The sequence below is a fragment of the Armatimonadia bacterium genome, assembly GCA_039679385.1.
Taxonomy (GTDB): Bacteria; Armatimonadota; Zipacnadia; order Zipacnadales; family JABUFB01; genus JAJFTQ01.
In genome coordinates this window covers 1-20571 of sequence record JBDKVB010000156.1, presented here as the reverse complement: position 1 = coordinate 20571, position 20571 = coordinate 1, and the positions used below count along the sequence as shown (strand labels likewise).

12 protein-coding genes are annotated in these 20571 nt (G+C 65.0%); all 12 read left to right on the top strand.

Features of this window, described 5'->3' with window-relative positions; genetic code table 11:
• Positions 1-83 precede the first annotated feature (83 nt).
• Positions 84-1139, top strand: coding sequence for a uroporphyrinogen decarboxylase family protein (locus ABFE16_18155; GenBank protein MEN6347227.1), 1056 nt, complete (start codon positions 84-86; stop codon positions 1137-1139).
• 51 nt (positions 1140-1190) lie between these two features.
• On the top strand, positions 1191-2309 hold the full coding sequence (locus tag ABFE16_18150; protein MEN6347226.1) for a Gfo/Idh/MocA family oxidoreductase: 1119 nt from the start codon (positions 1191-1193) through the stop codon (positions 2307-2309).
• Positions 2310-2491: 182 nt separating this feature from the next.
• A complete protein-coding gene (locus ABFE16_18145) occupies positions 2492-4468 on the top strand; it encodes a DUF6785 family protein (GenBank protein MEN6347225.1) in 1977 nt (658 codons plus the stop codon).
• Positions 4469-4505: 37 nt separating this feature from the next.
• Positions 4506-7025, top strand: coding sequence for a CehA/McbA family metallohydrolase (locus ABFE16_18140; GenBank protein ID MEN6347224.1), 2520 nt, complete (start codon positions 4506-4508; stop codon positions 7023-7025).
• 85 nt (positions 7026-7110) lie between these two features.
• Complete coding sequence (locus ABFE16_18135; GenBank protein ID MEN6347223.1) at positions 7111-8442, top strand: DegT/DnrJ/EryC1/StrS family aminotransferase; 1332 nt, start codon at positions 7111-7113, stop codon at positions 8440-8442.
• A 176-nt stretch (positions 8443-8618) separates the two neighbouring features.
• The gene (dxr, locus tag ABFE16_18130) at positions 8619-9764 is read left to right on the top strand and encodes a 1-deoxy-D-xylulose-5-phosphate reductoisomerase (GenBank protein ID MEN6347222.1); all 1146 of its coding nucleotides are present in this window, start codon (positions 8619-8621) and stop codon (positions 9762-9764) included.
• A gap of 79 nt (positions 9765-9843) precedes the next feature.
• A complete protein-coding gene (locus tag ABFE16_18125) occupies positions 9844-11259 on the top strand; it encodes a site-2 protease family protein (GenBank protein MEN6347221.1) in 1416 nt (471 codons plus the stop codon).
• Between the two features lie 72 nt (positions 11260-11331).
• Positions 11332-12423, top strand: coding sequence for a flavodoxin-dependent (E)-4-hydroxy-3-methylbut-2-enyl-diphosphate synthase (gene ispG, locus ABFE16_18120; GenBank protein ID MEN6347220.1), 1092 nt, complete (start codon positions 11332-11334; stop codon positions 12421-12423).
• Between the two features lie 49 nt (positions 12424-12472).
• Positions 12473-15361, top strand: a complete 2889-nt coding sequence (locus ABFE16_18115; GenBank protein ID MEN6347219.1) for a DUF1638 domain-containing protein — start codon at positions 12473-12475, stop codon at positions 15359-15361.
• Positions 15362-15468: 107 nt separating this feature from the next.
• On the top strand, positions 15469-18168 hold the full coding sequence (mutS, locus tag ABFE16_18110) for a DNA mismatch repair protein MutS (protein MEN6347218.1): 2700 nt from the start codon (positions 15469-15471) through the stop codon (positions 18166-18168).
• 273 nt (positions 18169-18441) lie between these two features.
• Positions 18442-19602 carry an LCP family protein gene (locus ABFE16_18105; GenBank protein ID MEN6347217.1) on the top strand — a complete coding sequence of 387 codons (1161 nt, stop codon included), beginning with the start codon at positions 18442-18444 and terminating at the stop codon, positions 19600-19602.
• A 189-nt stretch (positions 19603-19791) separates the two neighbouring features.
• On the top strand, positions 19792-20550 hold the full coding sequence (locus tag ABFE16_18100) for a sugar phosphate isomerase/epimerase (protein ID MEN6347216.1): 759 nt from the start codon (positions 19792-19794) through the stop codon (positions 20548-20550).
• Positions 20551-20571 lie beyond the last annotated feature (21 nt).

Sequence of the window (20571 nt, the reverse complement as noted above, 5' to 3'; positions counted from 1 at the left end):
TCTCCCCTTCCTGAGGCGAACCGCCCACAACAGGTGATAGACTCGTCGGGAATCCCGACGCCAGACCCAGAGGGAGCGTGCCCATGACTTCTCGCGAACGGACCTTGACTGCCATCCAGGGCGGTCGCCCCGACCGTGTTCCCCTGGACATCTGGGCGACCGGCGAAGTCTGGGCCAAGCTCCGGGCGTACCTGGGAACCGACGACGTGCGGGCAATCCGCGAGAGGCTGCACCTTGACGGCTTTGCCGGGGTCGCGCCGATCTACGTTGGCCCGCCGATCCCAACCTACGAGGACGGCACCGTCGAGGACTACTGGGGAATCCGCAGCCGTCCGCAGACCTACGCAACCGGGACCTACCTGGAGATGTGCCACCATCCCCTTGCCTGCGCGCAGACCGTGCGCGACCTGGAGGACTACCCTTGGCCCTCCGCGGACTGGTTCGACTTCAGCACGGTTCGGCAGCAGTGTGAGGAGCGCCGCAGTCTTCCCATCGAGGCCGGCTACACGGCGCCCTTCTTCTTTCACAACAAGCTGCGCGGGCTCGAACAGTCACTAATCGACCTGGCCGCCGATCCCGAGCTGTCTCATGCCATCATAGACCGCATGTGCGCGTTCTTCTACAGCTTCTGCGAGCGGCTCTTCGAGGCCGGTGACGGGCTCATCGACGTGACGCAGCTCACCGACGACTTCGGCACCCAGACCGGCCTGATGATCTCGGTGGGGATGTTCGACGAGTTCTTCGCCGAGCACTATCGAAGGCTGGCGAAGCTCATGCATGACCACGGCGTGCACATCCTGCACCACGATGACGGGGCGATGTGGCCCCTGCTCCCGCGCCTGATCGAGATCGGCATCGATATCCTCAATCCCGTTCAGTACCGCTGCGGGGGGATCGACCTCGGCTGGCTCAAGGACACCTACGGGTCGTCCCTGTGCTTCCACGGCGGCATGGAGAACCAGGAGATACTGCCCTTCGGGTCCGTGGAGCAGGTCCGCGAGGAAGTCCGTCACTGCCTCTCAACGCTGGGCCGCGACGGCGGCTACATCCTGGCTCCCTGCCACAATCTCCAGGCGGTGACGCCGGTGGAGAACATCCTCGCCATGTACGACACGGCCTATGAAGAGGGCCGCTACTAGACTGACCTCCGCCTGTGCAACAACGGGCGAAGTACACACAAGAGGTGCACCATGTCGGCTTCGACGCACAATCACGATCCTCAGCAGACTCCCCTGCGACTTGTCCAGATTGGCCTGGGTGCAGCCGGTCGTAGCCACCTGGCGATCATCACCGGCATGCCCGAGATCGAACTCGTCGGCGTCTCGGACATCAACGAGCAAACGGTCCGGCAGGTCAGCGAGGAGCACCACATCGCCGGGACCACCGACCACCATGAGCTGCTCGCCGATCAATCCATCGAGGCCGTCTCGGTCGTCGCCGCTGACATCGCCCACTATCCGCTGGTGATGGACTGCGCAGCTGCCGGCAAGCACGTCATCTGCGAGAAGCCGATCGCCACGGAAATCGCCCATGCCCGCGAGATGGTCCGGGCCATGCAGCAGGCCGGCAAGCTGCTATGCATCACCTTCAACAACCGTGCCGGCGCCGTCACCCGGCGCATCAAGGAGCTGGTCGACGCCGGTGCTGTGGGCAACGTGCGGATGGTCCGCCTGGTCGGGCTGATGGCCGTTCCCGACAACCGCCTCCTGCGTGAGCGAATGGGGGAGGCGCGGTCCCTGGCCCGCGCTCGCAACATCTGCGTCGAGGGCAAGAACGCCCTCTATGACTGCGGGGTCCATAGCTTCGACTTCGCCCGTTACCTCACAGCCAGCGACTTCCGGCGCATCGAGGCCATGGGCTACAGCATGCGTGGCTTCCCCTATCCCGACCACGGCGTCGCTCTCTGCGAGCATGAGAACGGCATCTTCACGCTCATCGAGAAGGGCTTCGACTACGCCTACGAGGCGCAGACCTATAAGGAGTACACTCGCTACGAAGTCATCGGCGATCGCGGCAGCCTCGCCTGGGACCTCGACACCCAACACCTGAAGCTGTTCTCCGTCGATCAGACCCTTGACGAGCCCCTGAGCCACGGCGGCAAGGAGGACGCGCGGCAGATACTGTATCGCGGCTTCGTCCAGAGCGTCCGTGCCGGGGCCCTGCTTCCCTGGCTCTCTTCAGGCCTTGACGGCCTCAAGGCCTCCGAAGCGGCTCAGGCTGCCACCGACTGCATGCAGGCCCGCGGCGTGGTCAAACGGGACGTAGGTGACGCACCCAACTGGTTCGACCATCTCGACAAGAGCTGGTAGAGTCAGCCTCCGGTGGGCTCCCAAGAAGGTGAAGGGGCCCGCCATGGTGAAGAGCCCCTCTTCTTTCATCACGCTATCGACACCGGCCCGGCGCCGACACGGAGTTCTCGGGCACCGGGGACCCTCCACGCCACTTCACAGACAGGCCGACGACAGCACTCTCTAGGCGGTATATCAGACCCATGGCGACAACGACGCAAGACACGACGAACACAAGGCAGACCGGTCAGGAGGACCACAGCCCGGCGCTTCGCCCGCGTGCGCTGACCTGGCGGAGCGCCCTGTTGTCGGTCGTGCTGATTCCGCTGAACGTCTACTGGGTTACCCAGATGGAGCAGTTCCGGTACTCAGCGCACCCGACAACCGTATCCCTGTTCTTCAACGCCATCTTCGTGCTCCTGCTCCTGCAGGGCATCAACCAACTCCTGCGCAAGGTGCACCCGCGCAGCGCCCTCACCCAGTCCGAGTTGCTGATCACCTACTCCATGATCTGCATCTCCTCCTGCGTCTGCGGCCATGACGGCATCCAGGTGCTCATGCCCATCTTCACCTGGTCCTTCCGCATGGCCACGCCGGAGAACAAGTGGGAGGACCTGTTCAACCCAGACCTCCCCAAGTGGCTCACGGTGCAGGACCCGCGCCTTCTGAAGGGCTTCTACGAGGGCGGCGAGACGATGTACCGGCGCGAGGTTATCCTGGGCTGGATTGGCCCGATGGCGATGTGGGGGCTCTTCATCCTCGCGCTCATGGCCCTCATGTTCGGCCTCACCAGCATCATCCGCCGGCAATGGCTGGAGGGCGAGCACCTGGCGTGCCCGCTCGTGAACCTGCCCGTCGAGATCTCCTCACCCTCCTCCATGTTGTTCCGCGACAAGCTCTTCTGGGTCGGCTTCGTCCTCGCAGCCGCCATGGACACCTACAACAGCTTCGCCTTCCTGTATCCCTCGATCCCGCGGATTCCCCTCGATCAGGTCGATATGGGAACCTCCTTCAAGGGCCGTCCCTGGAACGCCGTCGGATGGTTCCCCCGGTCCTTCTATCCCTTCCTCATCGGCACGGGCTACTTGATGCCCACCGACTTCCTCTTCTCCTGCTGGTTCTTCTACCTGTTCTGGAAGCTGGAAGCGGTCGTCAGCTCCGCTGTCGGCTGGGACCAGATCCCGCAGTTTCCCTTCGCGAACTTCCAGGCTTTTGGCGCCTACATGCTCTTCGCGCTGCACGCCATCTGGATTGGTCGCGGGTACCTGAGCCAGGTCTGGGCACGCGTGTTCCCGGCCAGGGGGAGTGCAAGCTTCCCCCAGGCGAAGTCCAACGAGGCGATGTCCTATCCGGCGGCCATGCTTACCATGGCTCTGGGCTTGGTCACACTGATCTGGTTCTCCAGTGCCATGGGCTTGCGAACCTCAATCGCGATCGTCTTCTTCCTGGTCTACCTGGGGCTCGCGGTCTCCGTCACCCGCATGCGCGCCCAGTTCGGAACGCCCGTGCATGACCTGCACTTCACCGGACCCGACCAAATCCTCACCTCTGCACTCGGGACTCGGGCCTTCCCAAAGAAGGACCTGGTCGTACTGGCGCTGTTCTACTGGTTCAACCGCGCCTACCGCAACCACCCGATGCCGCACCAGCTTGAGGCCCTGCAGATGCAGGATCGGTCTGGTGCCCGCAATCGCGGCGTCGCGCAGGCCATATTGCTCGCCACGATCGTCGCCATCATCTCCTCCTTCTGGATCTCTCTGCACCTGTACTACGGCCTCGGTGCAAGGGCCAAGGGGAGGATGTTCGCCGGCGAGTCCTTCACCAAGCTCCAGTCCTGGCTGGTTTCGCCCCAGGACACGAACTGGTACGCGATGTCGGCCATCGGCGTCGGCTTCGTCTTCGGGCTCTTCCTCCAGACGATGCGGTTGCGGTACGCCTGGTGGCCCTTCCATCCTCTCGGGTATGCCGTCTCGGGAAGTTGGGAGATGAACCTCGTGTGGATGCCCCTGCTCATCGCCTGGATTCTGAAGACAGCCATCATCAAGTGGCTCGGAGACCGCTATTACAACAAGGCGGTGCCGATCTTCATGGGCCTGATCTTGGGCCAGTTCGTGGTCGGGAGCATTCTCAACATCGTGAGCATCGCGCTGCACATACCCAGCTACATGTTCTGGCAGTAGCCGCCAACCTGGGGCAGTCCCCTCTGGAGGGAAGAGCATGCTGCGGCTGAGGGTCGGTTCGCCTCTACACCTGAGTTGCCTGGCCTTTCTGAGCCTGTGCGCGCTCTTGCCGGTCACGGCTCCGGGTGCGCAGATTGTGCGTCTGGATGCCGGAACTTGGAGCTGTGCGCCGGGTGGGCGAGAGGTGGACGCCATCTACGGCGACTACCTTCTCCGCAGCGACCAGATACTGGCCGTCGTCGCGGACACGGCCTCCGAGCCCTTCCGCATGGGCAACACCATGCAGCCGGATGCGCGTGGGATGCTGATGGACCTCACCACCCGCGCCAACAACAACGACCAGCTTCAGGCCTTCCTCCCGGCCAAGGGTGGGCAGGAGGTCACCTACTCGCAGGCTGAGGTGATCACCCGCACCGGCCCTGAGGTCCGCCTGCGCGTCACCCATCCTGCGACGGAAGCCGAGCCCTTCCTGGTTGAGACCGACTACGTGCTGGCCGACAATCAGCCCTTTGTCACCATATTCACGCGAGTCTGCAACACTTCCCCGAAACCTCTCAATTGGCGCGTAGGCGACAAGCTTCGCACCGAGGGCAACTTCGGCCAGGGCCTCGCTCCTCTGTCCCGCGCCTACTGGGCCTACGACAAGTGGGCCCAGGCAGCCTATGCGGTTCTGGCCGACGAGGGCACCTTCACCACTACTCCCACCACCGGCCGCGAGAACGGCATGAGCCTCGGCTACACTCGTCTGGGGTCAGGCAGCCCGGTCACTATCGCCCCCGGCGCAGAGCTAACCTGGTCGCGACGACTCCTGGCCGCCCGTGATCAGCTCCAACTGCAGGCAGCCCTGCTATCGCTGGAGTCAGTCGCCTGCGGCACGTGCCAGGTGCAAGTCCAGGACCGCCTCGGCGCACCGATCCCAGGAGCTCAGGTTACCCTCAGGCAGGCAGAGCGCCAGCTTGCTTCCGGTGCCACCGATTCCCGCGGACGGGCCCAGATATCCCTTCCGCCGGGTCAGTACACCCTTACGGTCACGAGTCTCGGCCGCCCTGACGTCTCCCAGGAGCTAGAGATCCCGGCGGGCGCCTCGGTATCGCCGACAGTAGTGCAGATGGCTCGCGCGGCCGGTGTGGAGGTGCAGGTCGTCGGTGAAGATGGGGGAGAGATCCCCTGTAAGGTCCAGTTTCTTGCCGTCACGCCAGGGCTTTCCGACCCGGAACTTGGACCGGGTTGCGTCACCTTCGGCGTCAAGAACCTACGCTACACCGAGACCGGGAGCTTCCGACAGGCCCTGCCGCCGGGAGCCTACAACGTCGTCATCAGCCGCGGTCCCGAGTACGACGCGGTGTACCGCCACGTCCAGGTGGTTGCCGAGCAGTTCGCACCGGTCTGGGCCACACTGCGCCGGGTAGTCGACACCCGGGGCGTGATCGCCGCCGACCTCCACGGTCACACTTCAGAATCCGGCGACAACTTCGTCGAGACGACCGGCCGCGTGCTTAACCTGGCCGCCGAAGGGATCGAGTTCGCACCCTCTACCGACCACGTGCGCATCGTCCCCTGGCAGCCTGCGATTGACCAACTCCACCTCGGGCGGTGGCTGAAGACCGCCCTGGGCGAGGAGATCTCCGGCCCGGGTGCGCAGACCCACGAGAACGCTTTCCCGCTCCCCATCAAGCTGCACAGTCAGGCCAACGGGGGCATTCCCGCAGGCGGCGACCTCGACGCGCAGGTATCGCGCATCTACCACTGGAATCATGACAGCGAAAAGCTGGTCCAGTTCAACCATCCCGACCTGCGCCGGGCGTACTTCGACAAGGACAGCGACGGGAAGTTCGATGGCGGCTTTCGTGAGGCGCAGCGCTACCTCAAGGCCGTCGAGGCCATGAGCAATCCCCTCGCTGCCAAGTCGAACTTCGCCTCCAACTGGCTCGCTGTGGTGAACCAGGGCTTCCGGCTCACCGGGGTCGCCAACACGGACACCCACACGACCTTTCACGGGAATGGTCTTCAGCGCAACTACATCGAGTGCTCCACAGACGAACCGCGGCGCATCGGCATCCTGGAGATGGTGCGGCAGGTCAAGGCGGGGCATGTCGTGATGAGCACTGGCCCGTACCTGGAGGTTCGGGCCGGCACCGCTCACCCGGGCGACGACCTTTCCGCTCCCGACGGGAAGGTCAGGCTCCACGTGAGAGTGCAGTGCGCCAACTGGGTCGACATCAACCGCGTGCAGGTGCTTGTGAACGGCCGCCCCGATCCCGCGCTGAACCTGACTCGCCGCACTCACCCGCAGGCCTTCCCTCGCGGCGTGGTGCGGTTTGACCAGGACCTCCCGGTCACGCTCTCCGGCGACGCGCATCTGGTCGTCGTCGCGGTCGGGGAGGGGCTGACCCTGGCGCCGGTGATGGGCGGTCGCAAGGGAGGCGGAGTCCCGCTCGCCGTCAGCAATCCGATCTATGTGGACGTGGACGGCGGCGGGTTCAAGGCCAACGGTGATGCCCTGGGCCTGTGGAAGGGCCTTGCGGCGGCAGCCGGGGCTACAGCAGTTGAAGACTGAAGGTACCCGTGGCGCGCTCCCTTGAGCACGCCCTTGCCGGGCCGGTCGTAGCGACGAGACTGACGATGCCAGGGAGGAAACGTCCATGCCGGAGAGTCAGCTTGCCTTGTACGGAGGACCCAAAGCCCTTCAGTGCGACCCGGGGGACATGTTCACGTGGCCGATCATCACCCAGGAGGATGAGGACGCCGTTCTCGAGGTCCTGCGCCGCGGCGGGATGTCGGGCACTGACGTTACCGCCGAGTTCGAGAAGGACTTCGCCCAGTGGCACGGCATGAAGCATGCCGTCGGCCACAGCAGCGGTACCGGTGCGCTCCAGGCCGCGATGTGGGCCTGCGGAGTCAGCGTCGGAGACGAGATCATCTGCCCGAGCCTGACCTACTGGGCCAGCGGGCTGCCGGCCTTCAGTCTGGGCGCCACCATCGTCTTCGCCGAGGTCGACCCCATGACCCTGTGCCTCGACCCGGCCGACATCGAACACCGCATCACGGACCGCACCAAGGCCATCGTCCCGGTCCATTACTGCGGCCACCCGGCGGACATGGACCCGATCATGGAGATCGCCGAGAAGCACGAGATCAAGGTCATCGAGGACGTCAGCCACGCCCACGGAGCGCGCTACAAGGGGCGTCTGGTTGGAACCATCGGTCACTGCAACGCCATGTCGATCATGTCCGGCAAGGCGCTCGCAGTCGGCGAAGGTGGAGTGCTGCTCACCAACGACGACCTGCTCTATCAGCGAGTGATCGCCTGGGGGCATTACGAGCGCACCAAAGCCGTCTGCACCGACCCTTCACTGGCACCCTTCGCCGGGCTGCCCATGGGCGGCTACAAGTACCGCATGCACCAGCTCTCCTCGGCGGTCGGTCGGGTCCAGCTACGGCACTACCAGGAGCGCATGGACGAGATCCAGAAGGCAATGAACTACTTCTGGGACTTGCTCGAGGGCGTCCCCGGCCTTCGCGCACACCGTCCGCCGAAGGGCTCAGGATCACACAACGGCGGCTGGTACGCGGCTCACGGGATCTACGTACCGGAGGAGCTGGACGGCCTCCATGTCTCCAAGTTCTGCGCCGCAGTCTCCGCTGAGGGCTGCTCCACCAGTCCAGGTGCGAACTTCCCGTTGCACACCCATGCCCTGTTCCATGACGCCGACATCTACGGCCACGGCAAGCCCACGATCATCGCCAACTCGAACCGCGACCTGCGGCAGCCCAAGGGAAGCCTCCCGGTCACCGAGAGTGTGCCCGAGCGGGTCTACCACACCCCGTGGTTCAAGCACTATCGGCCACAGGTCATCGAGCAGTACGCACTGGCCTTTCGCAAGGTTGCCGAGAACGCCGCTGAGATCATCCAGCGCGACGGTCGCGGCGGCGGCGAGGTCACGGGTAGCGCAGGGCTCTTCAGCCGCGGATAGGGACGCATCTTGCGGGGCCCTCCTCCTGGTCTTCCCACCGGGGGAGGGCCCCCTTTACCTCGCATCTGGTCCCCGGTCTTGACTTTGCGAACCAACCACCCCTATCCTAGCGTTAGCATATTACGTGTCATCATGGTGCACGTCCCCGTGGGGATGTCTCTCGGTTGGTGGACAGTATTAAGCGTCTTTTCCTACTTGGCTCAACCGGATCGATTGGCCGTCAGACTCTTGATGTGATCGCCCAACACCCCGGTGCCTTCGAGGTCGTGGGGCTTGCCGCCGGGCATGACGTCCAGGGCCTCCTGTCACAGGCGCAGGAGTTGGGTGTGCAGCATCTGGGCATGGGCGACGAGGAGGCCGGTGCGAGCCTGCGGGCAAGCGCCGGAACCGCCCAGGTCGCCGTCGGTTCCGAGGCCCTCTGTGACCAGATCCGCGAGGTGCGACCGGACCTGGTGGTCGGTGCCGTCTCGGGGATCGCCGGTCTGGCTCCGGTGATGGCTGCGATCGGCGCCGGCATCGACGTGGCCCTGGCGAACAAAGAGCCACTGGTGGCCGCCGGGCGTCTGGTCACGACAGCCGCAGCCCGCTCGGGCAGCAAGCTTCTGCCGATTGACTCGGAGATCTCCGCGGTGTTCCAGTGCCTCGAGGGGCGACCGCGGGAGCAGTTGCATCAGGTCCTCCTCACAGCCTCGGGCGGCGCCTTCCGGGACTATCCGCGGGAGAAGCTGGCTGAGGTCACGCCCGAAATGGCGCTGAACCACCCGACCTGGCGGATGGGACGCAAGATCACGGTAGACTGCGCCACCCTCGCAAACAAGGGCTTCGAGGTCTTCGAGTTGCGCTGGATGTTCGGCCTGGAGTTCTCGCAGATCCGGGTGCTGCTCCACCACCAGAGCATCCTTCACTCCATGATCGAACTGGTGGACGGCTCGACCATCGCCCAGCTCGGCCCGGCCGACATGCGCTTTGCGATCCAGTACGCCCTCACCTGGCCTGAGCGTTGGCCCAATGAGTACCCGAAGCTTGACCTCGCGCAGATCGGGAAGCTGACCTTCGGCGAGCCGGACTTCGACCGCTTCCCACTCCTGCGCCTGGCCTATGAGGCCGGGGAGGCGGACCAGAGCTATCCCTGTGTCCTGAACGCCGCGAATGAGCAGGCGGTGGAGCTGTTCTTGGAGGGGCGCATACGGTTCACCGAGATTGCAGAGCTCGTGGCACGGGTGCTGGGGGCTCATGAACCCCTCAACCCGCGCAGCCTGGAGGACATCGCCACCGTCGATCGCTGGGCGCGTGGCCAGGTCTTGAGCCTTCTTACAACCTGACACCTGGTGTCAGGTAGATAACACGTCCTAAGCCCTTCCCAAACGAGATCACTGCCCCTGCCCTGGGGCGAGGTTAGGCATGAATCAGATACTGTCCTTCGCAAACTCGGGCCTGGCGATCATCGTCGTCCTGGGTTTGTGCCTCTTTTGCCATGAACTCGGCCACTTCCTGGCCGCGAAGGCTTGTCGCATGGCTGTCTATGAGTTTGCCATGGGCTTCGGCCCGGCTCTGTGGCGCCGTCAGCGCGGCGAAACCCTCTATGCACTGCGAGCCGTCCCCTTCGGCGGCTATGTGCGCATCGCGGGCATGGAGCCCGGTGAGGCCCCGGTCGAGCGTGGCTTTCATACCCGCCCGCGCTGGCAGGGAGCCATCGTGGTCTGCGCCGGGACCTTCATGAACGTAGTCCTGGCCATGATGCTGTACTGGGTCGTGAACGTGGTCTCTGGTGTCCCGGTCCCTGACAGCAAGGACATCCTGATCCGCAGCGTCTTCGACGGGGGCATCGCACAGACTGCGGGCATCAAGGCGGACGACAAGATCCTTCGGATCGGCGACAGCCGCTACTCCTCTGCGGTGAAGCAGGTTGCGCCGAACTCGGTTGGTGCCCAGATGGGGCTCAAGCCGGGGCACAGGGTCTTCCAGGTCGACGAGGCACCGGTCGCGACCCCCGCCGACGTGGTTCGAGTGCTTTCGCAGGGCCTGCCCGAGGGGGCGAAGATCTGGGCTCTCGACGAGAACGCAACCTCAATGGAAGGCGCAGTGGTCGGGATCAAACCGCCACCTGCGGATAGCCTTGCTTCCTTGCCACCGCATCTGACAGGCCCGGCGGCGGACCAGTGGGCTGCTCGCGCCCTGGGCGTTACCTTCGGCCCGCTCGACCAGTTCACCGTCCATCGGTTCATCTCCAACAGCCCCGGGAAGAAGGTCGCCCTCACAGTCGCAAGGGACACCGGCCCGCTGCGCGTTGAGCTGACGCCGAAGACCGACACCGACCGGGTAGAGTACGTAGACCGCAACGGGAAGCTGTCGGCACCTCACCGCAGTGTCGGGCGTATCGGCATCGTGCTCGGTCCTGAGCTGCGCCGACCGGGCGTGATCGAGGGCTTCAAGCTCGCCGCCATCCAGTCCTACGAGGCGGTCGCCACCGTGGTGATCAGCCTGCAGGCCATGGCGACCAAGAAGATAGCCGCCGAGCCGACCGGCCCCATCGGAATCATGGCCATGACCGCAGAGACGGCCAAGCTCGGCTGGGCGTCGGTGCTGGGGCTGTGCGGGTTGATTAGCGCCAACCTGGCCGTCATCAACATGTTCCCGATACCGCCCTTCGACGGTTTCCACGTGCTGCTTCTGGGGATTGAGGGAGTGATTCGCCGCCGCGTCGATCATCGGCTCGAGATGGTGGTCCGCGTCGCCGGCTTCATTCTCATCATCAACCTGTTCATCTTCCTTGCCTTCCGCGACATTCTGAATCTGGTCCGCTACGGCACCTACTGAGCCTGCGAGCCAGGTCTGCGGTGCGCCGGCGACCACAACCGGTAAGGCACCTCGACGGAGGACTTCGGTACCATGCTGTCAGCTCATGCACAACCCCTGCCGTGGCCCCGTCGCAAGACGCGTCAGGTGATGGTGGGAGTCATACCCCTCGGCGGCGACGCTCCGGTGGTTATCCAGAGCATGACCAAGGCGCCCACGACTGCGCCGGAGGCTGTCCTGGAGCAGATCAAGCGCTGTGCCGTCGGCGGTGCGCAGATCATCCGGACGGCCATCCCCAACCACGATGCGCTCGATGGCTTCCAGCGCATCTGCGAGGAGAGTCCCCTGCCGGTCGTCGCGGACATCCACTTCGACTACCGACTGGCCGTCGAGGCAGCGCAGCGTGGCGCCTCGAAGCTGCGCATCAACCCCGGTAACATCGGCGGAGACGACCGCCTCGGGCCCGTGGTGGAGGCTGCTGCGGAACGTGGCATCCCGATCCGCGTCGGCGTCAATGCGGGCTCCCTGGAGAAGGAGATTGCGGCCCGGCACGGTGGGCCGACCGCCGAGGCTTGCTGCGAGAGTGCGCTACGCAGTGTCGAGCGCATGACAAGGCTCGGCTTTGCGAACCTCGTGGTCTCGATCAAGGCCTCGGATGTGCCGCGTACGGTGGCGGCCAACCGGCTTTTTGCTCGCGAGTCCGATCTGCCGCTGCACCTGGGGATCACGGAGGCTGGCTTCGGCGAATCCGGCACCATCAAGTCTGCCGTGGGCGTCGGTATTCTGCTGGCTGAAGGAATCGGCGACACACTTCGTGTCTCTCTGACTGACGACCCGGCGGAGGAAGTGCGTGTGGGGCGTCAGATTCTCCAGAGCCTCGGGCTGCGGCGAGGGCCGGAGTTGGTCTCCTGTCCGACCTGCGGGCGTTGTCGCGTGAACCTGCCCGCGCTCGCCCGCGAGGTCGCCCAGATTCTCGAAGGCGTTGAGGAGAACCTGGTGGTTGCAGTGATGGGCTGCGAGGTCAACGGACCGGGTGAGGCCCGAGAAGCCGACCTCGGTGTAGCGGCGGGCAAGGGCAAGGTGACGCTCTTCAGGCGTGGCGAGATCCTGCGCACCGTGCCCTTCGAGGAAGCTGCCGCCGCCCTCCGGCAGGAGCTCGAGCAGCTTACTGCCGGGACCGAGTAGTGAAGTGCCAGGGGGATACCCTGGATCCATTCCTTAGGGGTCTGCGATTGTGAAACTGAAGGTCATTGCCTGTGGCGTGTTCGAACCTGAGTTGACCGCACTCGCGGGCGAGAGCCCGAATGAGATCCGGCTTCACTTCCTGGACGCCGGCCTGCACAGCACCCCGAACAAGCTGCGGGAGCAGGTGCAGGCAGAGATCGACCGTTCGGTGGGACAGGGCTTCCAGGGGATCATCGTTTCCTACGGGCTCTGCGGTCGGGGGACTTCGAGTCTGGTCGCAAGAGACTGTCCCATCGTCATCCCGCGAGTCCATGACTGCATGACGCTGTTCCTCGGCTCGCGAGAGGAGTACCGGAAGCAGTTCGCGGCCAACCCGGGCACCTTCTACGTCACCCCGGGCTGGTACGAGAAGAAGATGATCGCGGGGCGGCCGGTGCAGGAGAACCGCGTCCAGGACCCGGACGTGCGCAAGGACGAGCGGTTCTCGGAGCTCTCCGAGAGGTTCGGGGCGGAGAACGCCGCCTACATCCTCCATTTCCACGATAGCTGGAAGCGCAACTACACCCGGGCGGCCTTCATCGACACCGGCTTTGGCGACAGCCACCGCTATGCCTCCTACGCTCAGGACATGGCACGGGAGTTCGGGTGGCACTACGAGCGCCTCGCGGGAGATACCTCACTGCTCCAAGACCTCCTTGCAGGACGATGGGAGGACTCGCGCATCTGTGTGTTGAGGCCCGGCCAGCGCTCGGTTCTGACCGGTGATGAGACCATCTTCGCAGCCATCGACCTTGCTGCACCCTCGCCGGCGGGAGAGTCGACGCCCGTGGAGCCTGCGACCGAACCTCCAGCGACTGCTCCGACCTGTGCCGTCGCTCGGCAGGCGGTCACGCCGACACCTGAGGTCCCGGAGGAAGAGGCACCAGTCGCAAAACCCGCAGTGCAGCTTCATGCACCAAGGCCGAACAGCGGAGAGGTCTCGGGCACCACGATCGGCCTTGGCATCGACGCCGGTGGCACCTACACCGACTGCGTACTCTATGACCTGCGCTCGAACGTTCTGCTCTCGAAGGCCAAGGCCCTCACAACTCACTACGACCTCATGGTTGGGATCGAGAAGGCGCTCGACCAGATCGACCTCGGGGACACCGGTCGCATCGGCCTGGTGGCGCTCTCGACGACCCTCGCGACGAACTCCATCGTGGAGGGCAAGGGCGGACGGCCCGGCGCGATCGTCATGTCGGCGGCGCCCGGCTCCAACCCCAACCTCAACTGGTCTGTGATGCGCACCGTCGGGGGCCAGATGGGGATCGACGGGATGGAGCTTGAGCCGCCTGACCGCGCGGAGATCGCGCATGCGGTGCAAGAGCTGCTCGCCGAGGGCGTGGATGCCTTCGCAATCTCCGGCTATGCGAGTGTGAAGAACCCGGAGCACGAGTTGCTCGTGAGGGAGATTGTCCAGTCGCTAGGCGACCTGCCGGTGGTCTGCGGGCATGAGCTGTCTTCGCGTCTGAACTACGTCAGCCGGGCCAACACGGCCATCCTGAATGCCCGTCTGCTGCCGGTTGTGCGCCAGCTTCTCGACGCGGTACAGGGCTCTCTCGACCGGCGGGGTATCGAGGCGCCTCTCATGGTGGTGAAGGGCGACGGGTCGCTGGTCAACCGCAAGACGGCGCTTGAGCGACCCGTCGAGACCGTGCTCTCCGGGCCGGCGGCAAGCGTCTCCGGGGCCAAGCATCTGACCGGTCTGCGCGACGCGATCATCCTGGACATGGGCGGCACGACGACCGACACCGCGGTCATTGAGGACGGCCTGGTGCGGATCAGCCCTCAGGGCGCTCGAGTTGGCGGCTGGCTGACGAGCGTTGAGGCTGCCGACATCGCTACCACGGGCCTGGGCGGCGACAGCTATCTGTCCTTCAGCGGCGACCGCCGGTTGCTGATTGGGCCACGGCGGGTCGTGCCCCTGAGCTATCTTTGCTCCCAGTACCCGGCGGCCCGCGAGATGCTGCTCGCAATCGATCCAGACGCGGTGCTTGAGCGGTCGGCGCCCGAGGTGCTGGACTTCTTCCTTCTGGCGCGCCCCGAGTATGCGGACGGTCTGGACTCGCGAGAGCAGCAGATCGTCGAGGCACTCCGTGAGGGGCCGCTGTCCCGTGGGGCACTGGCGGTGCGCATCGGTGCTCTGGCGCCGAACCTGGTGCGGCCCAAGCGGCTGGAGAGCCTTGGCGTTGTGCAGCGCGCAGCCCTGACCCCGACGGACCTGCTCCATGTCAGCGGTCAGTTTGCGGCCTGGGACGTGACGGCTGCCCGACACGCGCTGACGGTGTTCGCCACTCTGTATGGCCTTGATGGCCAGGAGATGGCCAAGCGCATCTTCGACTGCATCACCGAGAGGCTTGCGGCGGAGGTCATCGCCAGGGAGCACGAGGACACCGGGGACGATCCCGAGAAATGGCCCGGGATACTGAAGTCGGTCTTCCGTGGGTCCTCGGGCCGCCTCCATGTGCATCTGTCCTATGACCGTCCCATCGTCGCGATCGGCGCTCCGGTCAAGCCCTTCTTTCCTGCGGTTGGGCGCTCCCTGGGTGCCCAGGTGGTGATCCCGGAGCACGCTGAGGTCGCCAACGCAATCGGTGCGGTTGCCAGCGAAGTCGTGGTGCGCGAGCAGGCTGTCGTGCGGCCAGGGGAGATCGCGAACTACGTGGTCCACAGTCGCGCGGGTCGGACCGAGCATGAGAACCTGCGGGACGCCGTGGAGGCAGCCAAGTCGGAGACGGCCTCCCTGGCGCGCCAGCGGGCTCTACAGTCGGGAACCACATCTCATGACGTGCGCTACCGCGTGGATGAGCGACGAGCCTACTCCTCGGCCGGGGACGAGGTCCTGGTCGAGGTGCTTGTCGAGGCCACGGTGAACGGACGGCCGACGCTGCAGTAGCGCGGTCCCGGTCCCATGAACGACGACGGCTCAGCCGCAGACCCTTGGAGGGAGCGATCCCGCCACGGCTGCGGCGATGTTGTGTTGCCCTTCAGGAGTACGAACCCTTGCGACAAGATGACCTAACCCCCATGTACCGTCAGTGGGCGGCAGCGAAGCGGGACTACCCCGATGTGCTGCTGCTCTTTCGCATGGGTGATTTCTATGAGATGTTCGACGAGGACGCCCGTGTCGGATCGGAGGCCCTCGGGCTCACCCTGACCGCCCGCAAGCATTCAGGCGACAACCGCATCCCGATGTGCGGCGTGCCACATCACGCGCTGGACCGGTACCTGCGCCGGCTTGTCGAGAAGGGCTTCCGCGCCGCAATCTGCGAGCAGGTTGAGGACCCGCGCGAAGCCAAGGGCCTCGTCCGGCGCAAGGTCACGCGAGTCATCACGCCCGGCACGCTGATGGAGGACGAACTCCTCCAGGGGCAGGAGCACAACTTCCTGCTATCTCTGGCGATTGTGGGTGAGACTGCCGGCGTGGCCGTGGTGGACGTGTCCACCGGGGACTTCCTGGTGACCGAACTGTCGTGCCGGGCTCAAGAGGAGTCCTCCGGCAAGCCTGTGGCCGAGCTGCTGCCCGACCGGCCCGCTGCCGACTCCCGATTCGCTGCCGTGGCGGATGAGATCGCCCGCCTGCAGCCCGCGGAGATGCTCATCCCGGAGGAGCTTGTCAACGAGCGTTGGGTGTCTGAGGCGGTTGCCCGCGGAGGTTCGGCCTCTCTGACGCCGGTCGCGACCGACGACCTCGAGTTCCGCTCCCCGGCTCAACAACTGAGCGAGTTCTTCGGCGTGGAATCCTTGCGCGGCTTCGGTTGCGAGGATCTGCCGGCCGCCCAGAGCGCCGCCGCTCAAGCCTTGCGGTATCTGCAGCGCAACCGTATGGACGCTTTGCCTCACCTGACCGGCCTCGCGACCTACTCCACCGAGCAGTTCATGGTGGTCGACGCCGCGACCCGGCGCAATCTGGAGTTGGTGCGGACTCTTCGTGACAACAGCCGCGAGGGGAGTCTCCTCGCTCTCCTCGACCGAACGCTCACACCCATGGGTGCCCGGCTTCTGCGTCAGTGGCTCCTGCAGCCGCTGCTCGAAGTGGACCGCATTCGCCGTCGCAGTGATGCCGTCGAGGCGCTGGTCCGTGACGGGGTCATGGCCGATGCACTCCGACAGTCGCTGCGAGGCGTCCGAGACCTGGAACGCCTGATCAACCGCACCACTGCCGGTACCGCAAACGCTCGCGACCTGTCAGCCCTGGGGGTGTCCCTGACTGCGCTCCCGGCAGTGCGTGAGGCCTTGATGCCGGGGTCAGCGGGCACCTCGGGTCTGCTCGACGAGCTGCGGGACTCGCTCGATACCCTCGGAGACCTGGCGACGCTGATCGCGGGTGCCATCGCAGAGGAGCCTCCGGTCACCGTGACCGAGGGCGGGCTAATGCGGGACGGCTACTCGCCTGAGTTGGACGAACTGCGCGACGCAATGGCCCACGGACGGGAATGGGTCGCCGGGCTTCAGAGTCAGGAGCGAGCGCGAACCGGGATCGAGTCCCTGAAGATCGGCTTCAACAAGGTCTTCGGCTACTACCTTGAGGTCAGCCGGTCCAACCTCCAGCTCGTGCCGCCGGACTATCAGCGCAAGCAGACCCTGGTGAACGCAGAGCGCTTCATCACCCCCGGCCTCAAGGAGATGGAGGAGAAGATCCTCGGCGCGGAGGAGAAGGCCCAGGACCTCGAGTATGAGCTGTTCACCGCTCTGCGGCGAGAGGTGGCTCAGCAGGCGGAGCGTGTCCTGGCTACGGCCCGGACCGTCGCGAGGCTCGACGCCCTCCTGTCACTGGCTCGGGTGGCGGTTGAGTACGACTACGTGAAGCCGACCGTCGAGGAAACGGCCGTGTTGGACATCCGCGACGGACGCCACCCCGTGGTTGAGCGGGCGCTGGTGAACGAGGCCTTCGTGCCCAATGACGTGCTCATGGACTGTGAGCATCGCCAGTTGATGGTCGTCACGGGCCCGAACATGGCCGGCAAAAGCACCTACCTGCGGCAGGCGGCGCTTATCTGTCTCATGGCGCAGATCGGCAGCTTTGTTCCCGCGCGCGAAGCGCGGATCGGTGTCGTCGACCGCATCTTCACTCGCGTCGGGGCGAGTGATGACCTGGCCACGGGGCAATCGACCTTCATGGTGGAGATGACGGAGACCGCCAACATCCTCCACAACGCAACCGACCGCAGTTTGATCGTGCTGGACGAGATCGGGCGAGGGACCAGCACCTTCGATGGTCTCTCGATCGCCTGGGCGGTCGCCGAGTACCTCGTCCGCAAGATCGGTGCGAAGACGCTCTTCGCCACCCACTACCACCATCTGAACGAACTCACCGAGGTCCTGCCGAGGGTCATCAATGCTCGGATCGCCGTCAAGGAGCAGGGCGAGGACATCGTGTTCCTCCGCAAGATCGTCGCCGGCGGCACGGACCGCAGCTATGGCATCCAGGTGGCACGACTGGCCGGGCTCCCGCAGGAAGTGATCGAACGGGCGAGAGAGGTTCTGCGGTCCCTGGAGCAGGAGGACCTGGGCCGGACGGTCGGCCCCTCCCAGGAGGCAGCCCGGAAGGTCGCACCGACCGTGCAGTTGAAGCTCTTTGAAGCCGCGCCGGATCCAGTGGTAGCGGAACTGCTCAAGCTCGATCTGGACACCCTCACTCCCGTGGAGGCCTTGATGCGGCTCAAGGAGCTCCAGGACGAGGCTCAGAAGCGCAAGGACTGACCCTCCAGGAGGGGCCGCCACCTGCGTTACGGCATTGACAAGGCCCGTGATTCGTGGCATGTAATAGGTGGGGGAGGCACGGGCGTCAAGCGTTTCACAGTGTCCCCTGGGGCCCTGGGACACCAGCGCGCCAGTCGTAGGCGGCGCGCTGCCGGGCAACCTCCGGCCCCTTTCCGTGCGAGGCTCATCTCTGGAGTCGCGCAGCCTTTCATGGGTCAGCAGCCTGGGCGCTGCCGGCGGCACTCACACTGACAAGATCAGGAGACCCCTTCCGTGGCACAGACTGCAGCGAGGACCGCCTCACCGCGGATCGTCGCAGGCGACCGTAGCTCCTCCCTTGATGCTCTCATCATCTGCTTCGCGCTGATGACGGTGGGCATCGGCGGCTATGGCATGTACGACCTCGTCATGGCGCCACTCATGCCCACCAAGACTCGTGGCGCCGATGCAGACGCCTCGCGGCAGGCCGGTTCGGGGCTCCTGGGCAGCGTCTTCGGCAGCCAGGGGATGGAGCTGTGCCCCGGCCAGCAGCAGGTGAACGTCCTGGTCCTCGGGACGGATGAGAAGACTGAGGGCGGGCGCGCCGATACCATCATGCTGGTCATGCTGCGCAAGGACACCAAGCGGGCAGCGGCTCTGTCGATCCCCCGCGACCTCATGGTGCGCATGGACGGCCACGGGACGCAGAAGATCAACGCCGTGTATGCCTTCTACCGTCGCAAGGGCACCGGCGAGCTCATGACTGCGAAGACCGTGGAGCGCATCCTCAATGTACCGGTGGATTTCTACATCAAGACAGACGTCTCGAAGTTTGCGCAGGTGTTCGATGCCTTCGGCGGACTGAACCTGTATGTGGACCGCGACATGGAATACGACGACTCCTGGGGCGGACTGCACATCAACCTGCACAAGGGATACCAGCACCTGAACGGCAAGCAGATTGAGGGCTTTGTCCGCCACCGCCACGACCGCCATGGCCGCTTCAGCACCGACTACGAGCGCAACCAGCGCCAGCAGTATGTCCTGAAGGAGCTCATCAAGCAGAAGGGTCATCTCGCCACCGTCGCCCGGCTCCCTCAGATCGTCCATGCCATTGAGGACATGGTCCGAACCGACATGTCGCTTCCCGAGCTGATGGCCTTTGGGGCCCTGGCCCGTCAGATCGACACTACGAAGGTCATCAGCCGCATGGTGCCTACCCACGCCTACATGCACGGGGCCTGGTACGCTGTGCTCGAGCCTGAAGCAACGCGGAAGGTAGTGGGCGAGGCTGAGTCCGCCATCGCCGGCGGCACGATTGCTCCCGACGCCAGCCCCGAGCGCAACGAGGACATCGGGCGTGGCACTCTGGACGCACGACCCGCCACCAAGCCCGCGACGCAGGGAACGAAGTCGGCGGCGGCAAAACCGAGCAGGTCTCGCTCCAGACACTAGCGACAGCAACCCCCGGTATCCCTCGCCTCCTTCCGCCTCTGATCTGCAGTCACCGACGGACGCTGCGTCGATGGCCGGAAGGACTTCGCCCCCGTCTCGAAGAAAGGTGCCCCAATCACTCCCTTGGAGACCTCTCCGGGCCGACCTAAGGCCCGGACTGACTCGCAGAAGCATGAAAGGACGAATAGCATGGCCAAGGTACCTATCGCGCTGCAACTGTACACCGTGCGCGACCACACCGCTGAGGATTTCGCAGGCACCGTCGCAAAGGTCGCGGAGATCGGCTACGCAGGCGTCGAGTTCGCCGGCTTTGGCGGTCTGAGCGCCGACAAGGTCAGGGAGCTTCTCGACCGCTGCGGCCTCAAGGCGGCGGGAGCCCATATCGGCCTCGACCTGCTGGAGAAGAACCTCGAGCAGACCCTCGAGGAGCAGCTCGTCATCGGCAACAAGTGGGTTGTCTGCCCCTACATGCCGGAGGACCGGCGCAAGGACGGCGCTGCCTGGAAGTCGCTTGCCTCTCTGTTCAACGACATCGGCGCCGCCTGCAAGGAAAAGGGCCTGGTCTTCTGCTACCACAACCATGCCTTCGAGTTCGAGAAGTTCGACGGCGTCTATGGCCTTGATCTTCTCTACGGCAGCGTGGATCCCGCCCTGGTCTTCGGCGAGGTCGATACCTTCTGGGTCAAGAAGGGCGGAGAGTGCCCGGCCGGGTTCATCCGCAAGTACTGCGGCCGCATCCCGCTAGTCCACCTCAAGGACATGACCAAGGACGAGCAGGCAACCTTCGCAGAGGTCGGCACCGGCTCCATGGACTTCGCGTCGATCTTCGAGGCCGCCGAGGCCTGCGGCGCAGAGTGGTATATCGTCGAGCAGGATCGCTGCGCAGGCGACTCCCTGGAGAGCGCTCGGATCAGCTTCGACAACCTCAAAAAGATGGGTAAGGCCTAGGTCTCACGGCTACTGCCCACG

What these genes read in the sequence shown, in the direction of transcription:
- ABFE16_18155 (MEN6347227.1), top strand. Translation starts at nt 84, where the DNA reads ATGACTTCTCGCGAACGGACCTTGACTGCCATCCAGGGCGGTCGCCCC.
- ABFE16_18150 (MEN6347226.1), top strand. Translation starts at nt 1,191, where the DNA reads ATGTCGGCTTCGACGCACAATCACGATCCTCAGCAGACTCCCCTGCGA.
- ABFE16_18145 (MEN6347225.1), top strand. Translation starts at nt 2,492, where the DNA reads ATGGCGACAACGACGCAAGACACGACGAACACAAGGCAGACCGGTCAG.
- ABFE16_18140 (MEN6347224.1), top strand. Translation starts at nt 4,506, where the DNA reads ATGCTGCGGCTGAGGGTCGGTTCGCCTCTACACCTGAGTTGCCTGGCC.
- ABFE16_18135 (MEN6347223.1), top strand. Translation starts at nt 7,111, where the DNA reads ATGCCGGAGAGTCAGCTTGCCTTGTACGGAGGACCCAAAGCCCTTCAG.
- ABFE16_18125 (MEN6347221.1), top strand. Translation starts at nt 9,844, where the DNA reads ATGAATCAGATACTGTCCTTCGCAAACTCGGGCCTGGCGATCATCGTC.
- ispG (MEN6347220.1), top strand. Translation starts at nt 11,332, where the DNA reads ATGCTGTCAGCTCATGCACAACCCCTGCCGTGGCCCCGTCGCAAGACG.
- ABFE16_18100 (MEN6347216.1), top strand. Translation starts at nt 19,792, where the DNA reads ATGGCCAAGGTACCTATCGCGCTGCAACTGTACACCGTGCGCGACCAC.